General features: G+C 30.5%; 11 protein-coding genes. 9 read left to right on the plus strand and 2 right to left on the minus strand.

All coding sequences use genetic code 11. From position 1 onward, the window contains the following. The first annotated feature begins 5 nt into the window (after window positions 1–5). The 5 genes from ABD766_RS03955 to ABD766_RS03975 are packed head-to-tail and all read left to right on the plus strand — an operon-like array spanning window position 6 to window position 5,797. The gene (locus ABD766_RS03955) at window positions 6–710 is read left to right on the plus strand and encodes a DUF2490 domain-containing protein (RefSeq protein WP_344815478.1); all 705 of its coding nucleotides are present in this window, start codon (window positions 6–8) and stop codon (window positions 708–710) included. A gap of 2 nt (window positions 711–712) precedes the next feature. Continuing rightward, window positions 713–1,384 carry a TetR/AcrR family transcriptional regulator gene (locus ABD766_RS03960; protein WP_344815479.1) on the plus strand — a complete coding sequence of 224 codons (672 nt, stop codon included), beginning with the start codon at window positions 713–715 and terminating at the stop codon, window positions 1,382–1,384. Window positions 1,385–1,389: 5 nt separating this feature from the next. Beyond that, window positions 1,390–3,054, plus strand: a complete 1,665-nt coding sequence (locus ABD766_RS03965; RefSeq protein ID WP_344815480.1) for a peptidase domain-containing ABC transporter — start codon at window positions 1,390–1,392, stop codon at window positions 3,052–3,054. Window positions 3,055–3,059: 5 nt separating this feature from the next. After that, a complete protein-coding gene (locus ABD766_RS03970) occupies window positions 3,060–4,406 on the plus strand; it encodes an HlyD family secretion protein (protein ID WP_298304599.1) in 1,347 nt (448 codons plus the stop codon). Next, the gene (locus ABD766_RS03975; protein ID WP_344815481.1) at window positions 4,406–5,797 is read left to right on the plus strand and encodes a TolC family protein; all 1,392 of its coding nucleotides are present in this window, start codon (window positions 4,406–4,408) and stop codon (window positions 5,795–5,797) included. The genes ABD766_RS03970 and ABD766_RS03975 overlap by 1 nt, the downstream gene beginning before the upstream one ends. 137 nt (window positions 5,798–5,934) lie before the next feature. Here ABD766_RS03975 and ABD766_RS03980 read toward each other — a convergent pair whose 3' ends face one another. Then, window positions 5,935–7,209 carry an acetyl-CoA hydrolase/transferase family protein gene (locus tag ABD766_RS03980; RefSeq protein ID WP_344815482.1) on the minus strand — a complete coding sequence of 425 codons (1,275 nt, stop codon included), beginning with the start codon at window positions 7,207–7,209 and terminating at the stop codon, window positions 5,935–5,937. A gap of 160 nt (window positions 7,210–7,369) precedes the next feature. Here ABD766_RS03980 and map point away from each other — a divergent pair, with 160 nt between their 5' ends. Both map and ABD766_RS03990 read left to right on the plus strand, forming a co-directional pair. Continuing rightward, entirely contained in the window at window positions 7,370–8,185 is an 816-nt protein-coding gene (map, locus tag ABD766_RS03985) for a type I methionyl aminopeptidase (protein ID WP_298304590.1), read from the plus strand. A gap of 28 nt (window positions 8,186–8,213) precedes the next feature. Then, window positions 8,214–8,984, plus strand: coding sequence for a class I SAM-dependent methyltransferase (locus ABD766_RS03990; protein WP_344815483.1), 771 nt, complete (start codon window positions 8,214–8,216; stop codon window positions 8,982–8,984). 70 nt (window positions 8,985–9,054) lie between these two features. Here the strand turns inward: ABD766_RS03990 and ABD766_RS03995 are convergent, their stop codons facing one another. Then, entirely contained in the window at window positions 9,055–11,865 is a 2,811-nt protein-coding gene (locus tag ABD766_RS03995; RefSeq protein WP_344815484.1) for a M16 family metallopeptidase, read from the minus strand. Between the two features lie 168 nt (window positions 11,866–12,033). Between ABD766_RS03995 and ABD766_RS04000 the strand changes: the two genes are divergently transcribed. Then, window positions 12,034–13,281, plus strand: coding sequence for a type IX secretion system plug protein (locus tag ABD766_RS04000; RefSeq protein ID WP_344815485.1), 1,248 nt, complete (start codon window positions 12,034–12,036; stop codon window positions 13,279–13,281). A 66-nt stretch (window positions 13,282–13,347) separates the two neighbouring features. After that, window positions 13,348–13,734, plus strand: a complete 387-nt coding sequence (apaG, locus tag ABD766_RS04005) for a Co2+/Mg2+ efflux protein ApaG (RefSeq protein ID WP_298304576.1) — start codon at window positions 13,348–13,350, stop codon at window positions 13,732–13,734. Window positions 13,735–13,818: the final 84 nt, after the last annotated feature.

Genomic DNA, 13,818 nt, shown 5'->3' on the forward strand with positions numbered 1-13,818 from the left:
TTGTAATGAAAAAAATTAGTTTTTTATTATTTTTATTTACAAGTATTAGTTATTCTCAAAATGAAATTGGTTCATGGAATATTGTTAATTTCAATATTAAACTAAATTCTAAATGGAATACTTTTTTTGAGGCACAATTAAGAAGTCTATCTTTTTACGATCAATTTCATTATTACGAATATAAAGGTGGAGCAACTTATTTAATCAAAAAAAACTTTTCTGTAACAACAGGTATTGGTTCATATAATACCTATAGTGAAGGAGGAAACTTTGAACTGCCTGCAAAAAATCTAGAAACTAGAACATGGCTTCAAATAAATATGAAAAACCCTTTAGAGTTTGTTACATTTGAACATCGATATAGAGCAGAACAACGATTTACTTCAAACGGATACAGAAATAGATTTAGATATAGATTAGGAGCATTAGTGCCAATAAATAATAAAACTATAATGCCTAAAACTTTTTATTTAACGGCATGGAATGAAATATTTTTTACTGATAACGAACCATTTTTTGAAAGAAACAGATTTTTTATGGGTTGCGGATATGAGTTTTCAAAAGAGTTAACTGTTCAAACAGGTTATATTTATCAATTTGATTACCGTATTAATGATGAAACAGGAAAAAATTTTTTAAACCTTGCCATTTTGTATACTCTTGACTTAAATAAAAAAAACAAAGACTTTACACCAATAACAACAGATTAGTAATGCAAAATATACTTTCTAACATAATCATTTCTGTAAATGATAAATTATATGTCAAAAATCCTGAAACATCAGATTTAGGAAAGAAAATCATTGAACAAAGTATTCTATTAATAGATGAAATTGGATTTGAAAATTTTACTTTCAAAAAATTGGGTGAAAAAATAAGCTCGAATGAAAGTTCTATTTATCGTTATTTTGAAAGCAAACACAAATTATTGTTATACCTTTCCTCTTGGTATTGGGGCTGGATAGAATATAAGTTAGCATTTGCAACAACAAATGTTTCCAATCCTATGGAACGCTTGAAAAAAGGTATCACCATAGTTACAGAAAAAGTTGAAGATGATTCAACAACATTACATATAAATGAAGCAATATTAAACAAAATAATCATTCAAGAATTTACAAAAACTTTGCTTACAAAAGAAGTTGATGAAGAAAATAAAGAAGGTTTTTTTCTAGTTTATAAAAGAGTCATCAACCGAATTATTGAAATGATTAATGAAGTAAACCCTAACTATGCTTTTGCAAAAAGTTTAGCTTCGTCTATTGTAGAAGGTGCTTTACATCAACATTTTCTAAAAGACCATTTAAAAACAATTACAAATTGTAACGCTTCTATTTCACCAACCGATTTTTATATCAATTTAGTTGAAAATACATTAAAATAATAGTTATGAGTCAAACGCCTTTACAACGGTTTTATAATTTATTAAAATTAGACAAAAGAGATATTTCTCAAATCATTTTCTACGCCATTTTTGCCGGATTAGTAAGTTTATCATTACCACTAGGAATCCAAGCTATTATTAATTTAATTCAAGCAGGACAAGTAAGCATTTCATGGATAGTTCTTGTAGTAATTGTTGTCATTGGTGTAGCTCTAGTTGGAATATTATCCTTAATGCAATTACGTATTACTGAAAACTTACAACAAAAAATATTTGTACGTTCTTCATTCGAATTCAGCTATCGTTTGCCTAAAATTAAATTTGAAGAACTGTACAACCAATATCCACCAGAATTAGCCAATCGCTTTTTCGATACTATTTCTATTCAAAAAGGAACTTCAAAATTATTAATTGATTTTTCTACAGCTTTATTACAAATCCTTTTCGGAATAATTCTGTTGTCATTGTATCATCCTTTCTTTATTTTCTTCGGAATTTTATTGATAGTACTACTTTATTCTATTTTTAAATTTTCATACAATCCAGGACTTTCTTCAAGTATGAAAGAATCAAAATACAAATATAAAGTTGCAAGTTGGCTTCAAGAAATTGCCAGAAACAATTTCAGTTTTAGAAAACAAGACAACTTTGATTTTGCTTTAAATAAAAATAACATTTTAGTAGATGAATATTTAAATTATCGAGAAAAACATTTCAAAGTAATCAAAAGACAATTTTCGCAACTAATTGTTTTTAAAGTAATTATTACTGCTTGTTTGTTGTTTATCGGTGGATATTTAGTTTTGAATCAAAAGATGAATATTGGACAATTCGTTGCTGCTGAAATTATAATTTTATTAGTATTAAATTCTGTTGAAAAATTAATTGTTGGTTTAGAAAGTCTATATGATGTATTGACATCTGTTGAAAAAATTGGTCAAATCGTAGATTTGAATATCGAAGAACCGCAAACAAAAAATCAAGATTACTGTTTTACTAATATTACCTTAGAAGCAGAAAATCTTAGATTCAAATTTCCAGATTCTATGGATGATGTTTTGGACAAAATAAATTTAAAAATTGATCAATCAGAAAAAATATACCTTGAAGGTAGTAATGGTTCAGGAAAAACAACATTAATACGAGTTTTGTCAGGTGGAATGCAACCAACTTCAGGCTCATTTTTTATAAATGACGATACCTATCGTAAAATAGATTTGGCACAATATCGTTCTCAAATAGGAACTATCACTCAAGGTGAAACACCATTTGAAGGAACTATTTTAGAAAATATAACGTTCAACAATCCATTAGTTTCGCATGATGACATAAAATGGGCAATTGAAAGCGTAAAATTAGGAACGTTTATCAAAACATTACCAAACGGATTAGATACTCACATTTTCCCTGATGGACGACAATTATCATCATCAAATGCACAGAAAATTATATTAGCTAGAAGTATTGTAAATAAACCAAAAATATTGTTTTTCGAGGATCCTTTAGACAAAATGGATGAAGAAGCAACCAAAGAAATCATCGATTTTATTACAGATTCCAAAAACAAATGGACTGTAATTGTCTCTTCTAAAAATGAATATTGGAAACAAAAATGCAATAGAAAAATAAAAATGAAAGACGGAAAAATAATTGCTGACACAAAACAATAATTGCCATGCTAAATATTTCTAAAAAAAATCCGATAACCGAAAATATTGATCAGTATAGTACTGTAAAAAGTCTTGCCAATAGACCGCATTACAAAATATTGAACAAAATAATCCTATATGTATCCTTACTTGGAGTTGTAATTTTATTTCTTCCATGGACGCAAAATATCTCAGGTTCTGGTGCGGTAACAACGTTAAAACCAAATCAACGACCACAAACTATTCAATCGGCAATTGCTGGTAGAATAGAAAAATGGTACGTTCAAGAAGGTGATTTTGTAAAAAAAGGCGACACTATTCTTTTCATTTCCGAAATTAAAGAAGATTATTTCGATCCCAATTTAGTTGAAAATACTAAAAGTCAAGTTGATGCTAAAAAAATGGCAGGACAATCCTATGGTGGAAAAGTAACTTCGCTTTCGGCACAAATCAATGCCATTGAAAACGAAAGAATCTTAAAATTACAACAAGCCCAAAATAAAATCCGTCAAGGAGTTTTGAAAGTTCAAAGTGATAGTATGGATTTGGAAGCTGTAAAAACACAAATAAAAATTGCCAACACACAATTTAATCGTTCGGTAACATTGAACAAAGAAGGTCTAAAACCTTTAACCGATGTCGAAGAAAAAAGATTGAAATTACAAGAAGTAGAAGCTAAAATCATTACACAAGAAAACAAACTTCTAGCGAGTAAAAACGAATTAATAAACGCAAAAGTTGAAATAAATAGAATCAGTGCTGAATATGCTGAGAAAGCTTCCAAGGCTAGAAGTGACCAATTTACCGCTTTAAGCAGCCAATACGACACCGAAGCTCAAGTTAATAAATTACAAAATCAATATGTAAATTATCAAATTCGTAATGGAATGTATTACATAAAAGCCCCACAAGATGGCTATGTAAACCGCGCTATTCAATCGGGAATTGGGGAAACTATTAAGGAAGGAACTCAAATTGTAAGCATCATGCCTGCAAAATATGATATTGCAGTAGAAACTTATGTTTCACCAACCGATTTACCTTTAATTCACAAAGGCGAAAAAGTAAGAATTTGGTTTGATGGTTGGCCTACAATTGTATTTTCAGGTTGGCCAAATATGAGTTATGGAACTTTTGGTGGAAAAATTGTTGCCATTGAAAATTTTATTTCTCCAAATGGAAAATTTAGAGTTTTAATTGCTCCTGATGAAAAAGAAGAAGCTTGGCCAAAACAAGTCAGTATTGGTTCTGGAGCGCAAACATTGGCTTTATTAGACAATGTGCCTATTTGGTTTGAATTATGGCGAACATTAAATGGTTTTCCGCCAAATTATTACAAACCAAAAGGTGAAACATCAAAAGAGAAAAAGTAATGAAACAAGTTCAAATTATAGTCTTTCTATTTTTCTATAGCTTTGTTTTTGGTCAAGATAAAAACCTTCAAGAACTCACTTACAATGAGTATTTGGGATATGTAAAAAAATACCATCCAATGGTAAAAAGTGCTAATCTTGAAGTCAATAGCGCTCAAGCCAATTTAATGATGGCACGTGGTGGATTTGACCCAAAAATTGAAGTAGATTTTGACAAAAAACAATTCAAAGACAGCCAATATTATTCACTTTTAAACAGTAGTTTCAAAATCCCAACTTGGTATGGTATCGAAGTAAAAGCAGGTTTTGACAATAGCGAAGGCGTTTATTTAAATCCACAAAATACACTTCCTAATCAAGGACTGACTTCACTTGGCATCAATATTCCACTTGGTCAGGGATTATTGATAAACCAAAGAATGGCCGATTTGCGAAAAGCTAAAATCCAAATCCAATTAAGTCAAGCCGAACGAAAATTACAAGCTATTGAAGTTTTATACAATGCCTCGGTTGCCTATTTTAATTGGAAAAGAAATTATAGCGAAGTACAACTTTATACTGAGTATTTAAAAAATGCTGAAATACGTTTTAATGGTGTAGCAAGTTTAATAAAAAATGGCGACAAACCAGCAATAGATAGTGTTGAAGCAGGAATTATTGTAAGAAACCGAAAATTGAGTCTAGAAGATTCACAATTGAAATTAGCCAAATCTAAATTAGAATTGTCAAATTATTTATGGTTAGAAAATAATGTTCCTTTGGAATTACAAGACACTATTATTCCAGAGATAAAACTTGAAAACACTATCAAAGAAACCTTAAAAACTAACGAACTTTTGGTGGAAAACATTTCGATAGAAAACCATCCAAAAATTAATTCACTTCAAAGTAAATTGGATATTCTAGAAGTAGAACGCAAACTAAAAGCCAACAGTTTGTTGCCAAAAATTGATTTGGGCTATCATTACTTATCTGAACAAAGTGCTTGGAATAACACCAACTTCAATAACTATAAAGTAGGCATGAATTTTAGTTTTCCTATTTTTTTAAGAAAAGAACGTGGCGGATTGCAATTGGCAAAATTCAAAATTCAAGACACCCAATATTCACTTGATTTAGAACGTGTTCAACTTAAAAACAAAATCAACGCTCAACAAACCGAAATCAATTCGTTAGAAAAACAACGAAAACTAATCTCAGATTTAGTAAAAGATTACAACACCATGTTGACGTCAGAAGAGCGATTATTTTCTTTTGGAGAAAGTTCTATTTTCTTAATTAATTCACGAGAAAATAATTTGGTTAGCTCACAATTATCTGAATTGAGTTTGGAAAATCGTTATTTAATTTCAAATGCCGAATTGTTTAAAATTATGGCCAATCCAGATTGATAACTAAACAAAAGACATAACCTAACTAGCCCTGATAGTAGAGAAAATATAAAAAGCTTCCATCGTTTGGAAGCTTTTTATATTGAAACGAAAAGCAGGAAAATGGAAACCAAGAATTCCCAAACGATTCGCTCCTACTACATTTTATTAAATAATTCATAGTATTCTCTCTCGATACTTTCTTGGTGATTTGGATGCGCAATTCTTACCAATTCGGCAGCACGTTGTTTTAACGTTTTTCCATATAAATCGGCTATTCCGTTTTCTGTAATTACATAGTGAATGTGAGCTCTTGTTGTTACAACTCCAGCACCTTGTTTTAAGAATGGAACTATTCTGCTCAATCCTTTTTTAGTAGTTGATGGTAAAGCAATAATTGCTTTTCCACCAGGACTTAATGAAGCACCACGAATAAAATCCATTTGTCCTCCAACTCCAGAATACATTTGTGGACCAATTGAATCAGCACAAACTTGACCTGTTAAATCTACTTCGATTGCTGAATTTATAGCAACCATTTTTGGATTTTTTCTAATACGAGCTGTATCATTTACCATAGAAGATTCTTTCATTTCAATAAATGGATTGTCGTTTACAAAATCATACAAGCGTTTTGAACCCATTAAAAATGTAGCTAAAACTCTACCTCTTAAAGTTCCTTTATAATTACAATTGATAACGTCATTTTCAATTAAATCAATAACACCATCGGAAAACATTTCGGTGTGTAAACCTAAATCTTTATGATTAGTCAATTTGCTTAAAGCAGCATTTGGAATAGAACCAATTCCCATTTGAAGTGTGCTTTTGTCTTCAATTAATGAAGCAATGTAAGAACCTATTTTTTCTTCTTCTATTGAAAATGGAACAGGATCATGACCATAAATTGGCACATCAACCTCAACTAAATAATCAATTTCAGAAACATGAAGAATTCCGTCACCAAAAGTTCTTGGCATCTGCGGATTTACTTGTGCAATTACAATTTTAGCGTTTTCAATGGCTGCAACAGTGGCTTCTACAGAAACTCCTAGCGAACAATAACCATGTCTGTCTGGTGGTGAAACGTGAATAAACGCAACATCTAATGGCAAAACATTTTTACGAAACAAATGAGGTAGCTCACTTAGAAAAACTGGTGTATAAGAACCATTTCCTGCTTTTAAAGTGTGACGAACATTGGCTCCAATAAAAAACGAATTTACATGAAAACTTTCTGCTAATTCAGGGTTTGCGTAGCGCGCTTCTCCTTCTATATGAAGATGACAAATCTCGACATTTCTTAATTCCGATGCTCTTTCAGTTAGTGCGTTGGCTAATATAGTTGGTGCTGCAGCGGCAGCTTGAAGATAGACTCTATCTCCAGATTTTACGACTTTTACAGCTTCTGCTGCGGTAACATATTTACTCATACCTAATAAATTTTGTACAAAGTTAAAATTGGAATTTTTTAAAAAATATGATAAAACTCATAAAAGATGAAATTCCAAAAAAACAAAATCCAAATTCCAATACTTACAAAATGAAATACTAAACACTTTTCATTACTTTTGCAGTCACAAAATTTGAAAAATGATTATTCCAAAAACAAGAGAAGAAATTGAATTAATGCGCGAAAGTGCGTTATTAGTTTCTAAAACATTGGGCGAAATTGCAAAAGTGATTAAACCAGGTGTAACTACTTTACAATTAGATAAATTAGCCGAAGAATTCATTCGAGATAATGGTGGAGTTCCAGGATTTCTTGGACTTTATGGTTTCCCAAATTCTTTATGTATGAGTCCGAATGCTCAAGTTGTTCATGGAATTCCAAACGCAAAACCTTTGGAAGAAGGCGATGTAATTTCAGTAGATTGTGGTGTTTTGATGAATGAATTTTATGGAGACCACGCTTATAGTTTTGAAATTGGTGAAGTTGCTCCTGAAGTAAAAAAACTTCTTAAAGTGACTAAAGAAAGTCTTTATGTTGGAATAAGAGAATTTCGTGCAGGAAATAGAGTTGAAGATGTAGGAAATGCAATTCAAAAATATTGTGAAGGTCACGGATACGGTGTCGTTCGCGAACTTGTAGGTCACGGATTAGGAAGAAAAATGCACGAAGACCCAGAAATGCCAAATTACGGAAAACGTGGTCGAGGAAAAATGTTTGTGGAAGGCATGGTTGTTGCTATTGAACCAATGATAAACATGGGTACAAAAAACATAAAACAACTAAAAGATGGTTGGACAATTTTAACAGCCGACGGAAAACCAAGTGCGCATTTTGAACATGATGTAGCTTTAATAGACGGAAAACCAGAAATTTTATCGACTTTCAAATACATTTATGATGCTTTGGGAATTGTAAGTGATGAAGAAAAGGAGTTTAGAAATCATTATACATTATAAAGTTTATACAAATTTGCATCCAAAATAAATGAAAAAAATATTCAAGTTCATATTAAATACCATTCCTCGTCCGATATTGATTCGTTTGAGTATTGTGGTGCGTCCAATTTTGGCTTTTTTATTAAAAGGAAGTCGTTTCACAGATCCTATTGACGGAAAAAGTTTTCGAATGTTTTTACCTTATGGATATGGAAATCAGAGAAATAATGTGCTTTCTCCGAGCACTTTGTCATTAGAAAGACATCGTTTATTGTGGTTGTATTTACAAAATGAAACTGATTTTTTTACTTCAAAAGAAAAGAAAAAAGTCCTTCATTTTGCACCAGAACAAGAATTCTACAAACGTTTCAAAAAGCAAACTAACATCGATTATACTACAACCGATTTACTTTCGCCGTTGGCAGATGTTAAAGCAGATATTTGCAATTTGCCGTTTGAAGATAATCAATATGATTTAATTTTTTGCAACCACGTTCTAGAACACATTCCAGATGACACTAAAGCCATGCAAGAATTGTACAGAGTTTTAAAACCTGGCGGAATGGGAATCTTTCAAATTCCACAGGATTTATCAAGAGCAATTACTTTTTCTGATGATACTATTGTTGACCAAAAAGAAAGAGCCAAAATCTTCGGCCAATACGATCACGTTCGTGTTTACGGAAGAGATTATTTTGACAAATTAAGAAGCATTGGTTTTAAAGTTATAGAAGAAGATTATACTTCAAAACTTTCACCAGAATTAGTAGAAAAATATTGTTTGGCAAAAGGCGAAATTATTCCAGTTTGTTTTAAATAATTCCGACATAAAAAACAAAACCCTGTTAACTTTTACATTAACAGGGTTTTTTAATTTTTAAAGAAATCTATTATTTACTTTCTGGCATTAGAATTCCAATAACTTTATCTTTCGTTAGATATTTTTTAGCAACATCTTGAATTTCTTTAGCTGTTACACTATTGATTCTTTCTTCCATTGATAAAATTTCTTCAGCAGAAGATGAAAACGTATAGGCTTTTGTGAAATTACTCAACCAAAATCTGTTTTCTTTACTGTCTTTTTTAAAGTCGGCAATTTCACCTTCTTTAAATTTGGCTACATCTTTTTCATCTGGACCATTATCAATAATTTTTTGCAATTCATTTAAAGCAGAAGCTGTTAACTTCTCAGTGTTTTCTGGTCCGCATGGGAAACCTATACTAAAATTATACGACCCGTTTGGTACTTTATTAAGACTTCCTCTTGCAGAAACTCCGTAAACACCACTTTCATTTTCTCTTAACTCTTCAATTAATTTTATTGTAAGAACTTCACCCAAAGCTTGCATTGCCATTGCTTCTTTTGGCGAATAGGTTGCATCACCATAATACATAATTGTAACATTACTTTTAGGATCTGAACCTTTATTTACGACTTTTTTCAAATCACCTTTCATCATTCTATATCCCAAATCTACTGCTTTTTCTTTTGTTGTATTTGAAGGTAAAGATGCAATGTATTTTATCGAATAATCTTCAATTTGTTTATCATCAACATTCCCAACAAAGAAAAATTCAAAATCTCCTGCATTAGCAAAACGCTCTTTGTATTTGTCATAAGCCAATTTATAATCTGTTGTTGACCATGTTTTTTCGTCAGGGAAAATTCCAATAAATCTTGGGTTCTCTTTCATCAAATAACCATAAAACTCTTGTTGAAAGAACACATTAGGTTGCGACGATAAATTCTTGAAAAACGCCGATTGTTTTTGCTTGTAACTTTCAAATGCTTCGTTATCATAATTCAAATCGGTCATGTAAGCATGTGTCATTTGAAATAAATATTCTAAATCTTTTGGAGTTGTATTTCCTCTTAAACCTTCAGTTGTGTTACTTATATATGGAGAAACACTTGCGATTTTTCCTGACATAAATTTGTCAATATCATTTTTCTTTAATCCAGAAAATCCAGCTTCTGTTAAACCTCCATTTGCAAATTGAACTTTTTTAGCATCTTCATTTGAATATAAATTAGATCCTCCAAAGCTAATTGCTTCCATCAATATTTCATCATTTTTAAAATCTGTTTTTTTATAGGTTACTCTAGCACCATTAGAAAGTATTAAAGTTGTTGTTCCTACTTTTGCATTAGACTCTTTTTTAACAACTGATCCAGCTTTTACTTCATTTCTTAACAAACTTCTAGCTACTTCAGTTTCTTTATAAGCTGATACATCAGTATCTTTTACATTTAATACATTTAACACTTCAGCTTCTGTTACTTGCTTCAAACCTTCTTTTTCAGGTCCTGTTAAAACAATAACTCTGTTTTCATCTTTAACATAGTTTTTTATCAAATCATTTGTTTCTGATAAAGTTATTGTTGGCAACATTTTTTTAATTGTGTTGAATTCCCACTCAATTCCTGGAGTTGGTACACCTTGAAGAAAGTAACTTTGATATTCTGAAACAAATCTTTCTGAATTAGTTTTATCTCTTTCATTAAAAGATCTTTCATAATTTGCAATTGTTTCAGATTTGGCTCTATCTAATTCACTTTGTGTAAATCCAAATTTCTTAGCTCTTTCATTTTCAACAACTAAAACCTTAAGCGCCTCAAGTTGCTTATCCTCTGAAACCATTGCAAATGACTGATATCCTTCTTTCGACCTAGCAAAAGTTTCTCCATGATATGAAAACCCATAAACAAATGGTGGATTTGGAGCATTTGTAAGTTCTTGTAAACGATTATTTAGCATTGTTGTGAATAATCCTTTCACTAAGTCATCTCTGTAATCTTTAATTGTTATTGTTTTTTCAGGTAATCCACTATCTTTATATAGCAATTGAACTCCTGAATCGGATGCTTCTTTATCTTTTTCAATACTTACAAAAGTTTCTTTATGATTTGGAACTTCGTAAATTTTACGTGGTTTTTCATTTTTTGGATTTTTATATTTAGAAAAATGTTCTATAATCTTTTTTTCCATTTCAGCAATATCTATATCACCAACAACAATAACAGACATTAAATTTGGACGATACCAATCATTATAAAAACTAGTAATTTTATCGTAAGTAAAATTTTCTAAAATTTCTTTTTTTCCAATTGGTAAACGATTTGCATACTGTGAATTATACATCATTTTAGGCATAAATCGATCCATCATTCTTTTTTCTGCTCCAAGGCCTAAACGGTATTCTTCAAGCACAACACCTCTTTCTTTATCAATTTCCTCGGGTGTCAAATTTGCATTAAAAGCCCAATCTTCAATAATTTGAAACCCTTTTTCAAGTTTTTCTTTATCGTCTGATGGAATAGGTAAAAAATAAACTGTTTCATCAAAGCTTGTATAAGCATTTAAATGTTGTCCGAATTTCACACCAATACTTTGTAAATAATCTACAAGTTGATTTTTTGGAAATCTTTTTGTTCCATTAAAGCACATGTGCTCCATAAAATGTGCTAAACCTTGTTGCTCATCTGTTTCTAAAATCGATCCTGCATTAACTACTAATCTCAAATCAACTTTATTTTCTGGCTTTGAATTTTTTCTGATGAAATAGGTCAAACCATTTTTAAGTTTTCCAGTTTTTACATTCGAATCAAAAGGAATTTTATCATAACCGTTTAAATCTTGCGCTAATAATGACAATGGAACTGCCAATAAGAATAGCATTGTTTTTCTAATTTTATTCATAATTTGTGGTTTAATTTGTACTAAATATAGTACATAACTCCAAATTAAATCGTTTATTGTAATACATTTAACAAAAAATTATAACGTCAAGAATACAGAAATATAGGCTTGGCACAATATTAGATTATAATTATTGTTATATTTACACTTCTTAAAATTTCATTTCCAATGAAACATAAATTATTATTTTTATTGTCTGTTTGTTTTTCATCAATTCTTTATTCACAAGAAAAAGAAGTTAATCCTCCATTTCATATCAAAACAATATCGTTTGTTCAAAACGGACAGAATGTTATTCCGTTATTTCAATTAGGAGACTCTTTCCAATTGCAATTTGATGATTTACACGGAACAGAAGATAATTATTATTACAAAATTACACATTGCGATTATGATTGGAAACAGTCGCAATTATCGATCAATGAGTATCTTGTTGGTTTTGATAATCAACGTATTCAAGAGCATATTAATTCCTTGAATGCTTTACAAATTTATTCCCACTATAGAATCCCATTCCCAAATAAACTGACACAATTAAAAGTTAGTGGTAATTATGTAATTAGTATTCTAAATGAAGATCAAGAAGTTGTTTTCGCCAGAAAATTTATAGTATATGAGCCTTTGGTTTCGGTACCAATGCAAGTTAAAAGAGCCAGAAATGTAAAAGATGTTGACTTTAAACACAACCTTGATTTTGCTGTAAGGTCTAACACTATAACTTTTCAAAGCCCATTACAAAATGTTAAAGTACTTTTGCTGCAAAACGGAAAATTCAATAATGCAATAAGCGATATAAAACCCATGTATACTGTTGGTAACGATTTGATTTATAAATACGATCGTGAAACACAATTTTGGGCAGGCAACGAATATCTATTTTTTGAAAATAAAAATATTAGAGGCGCAAATAATAGCATTGCAAGAATTGATACCGAAGGCGGTTTGTATAATTGTTATTTGTATACAAGCAATGCAAGAGCAAAAAATCCTTACACCTATTGGCCAGACATAAATGGTAATTTTAGCATTAAGAACATCAGTGCAGAAAACGATGAAATAGAAGCAGATTACGCATGGATATACTTCACTTTATCAGCACCATCTTTTTATGAAAATAAGGATATTTATATCACTGGAATGTTTAATAACCACGCTCTTACTGATGAAAATAAAATGGAATACAATGAAAAAAAAGGTATTTATGAAAAAGCTTTAATGATTAAACAAGGTTTCACTAATTTCATATACACGATTGCAGATAAAAATGGTAAGATTGATGAATCAAATGCAATTGATGGTAATTTCTTTCAAACTGAGAATAATTATTTCGCAATAGTTTATTATCGTGAAAACAATCAAAGATATGATAGAGTTATTGGAAAAGGAGTTGCAACTTCAACAGACATAATCAATTAAAAATCTTTAACATAAAAATCACATTGGTTTTTTTATTATTTTTGTAACTTTACAAAAAGTTTGATTATGGTTTCTCAAATTACAAGAGGCATAAAAATATCGGTCGTAACTAGTTTTGAAGGCACCTACTTCAAGAACTATAAGATTCATTTTGCCTTTTCTTATGAGATAACTATCGAAAATCACAGCAAAGATTCTGTTCAATTAACCTCACGTCATTGGGAAATTTTTGACTCACTTAATGATGTTGAAGTAGTTGATGGCGAAGGCGTTATTGGGAAAAAACCTGTTTTAAAGCCTGGTGAGTCACACACCTACAGTTCTGGATGCTTACTTTCTTCTCCTCATGGAGCAATGCGCGGATTCTTCAACATGATTAACTTTACTTCAACCAAAAATTTTAGAGTAATTGTTCCAACATTTCGTTTGAGTGCACCTTACGCTTTAAATTAATAAGCTTTTATTTTTTAAAAATACATCCGAAATTTCTCTCGAAAAGTTTCGTAACATTTGTTATCAAAAATTTAGATTTTCCTT

It is taken from the genome of Flavobacterium cheonanense, assembly GCF_039539185.1.
Classification (GTDB): Bacteria; Bacteroidota; Bacteroidia; order Flavobacteriales; family Flavobacteriaceae; genus Flavobacterium; species Flavobacterium cheonanense.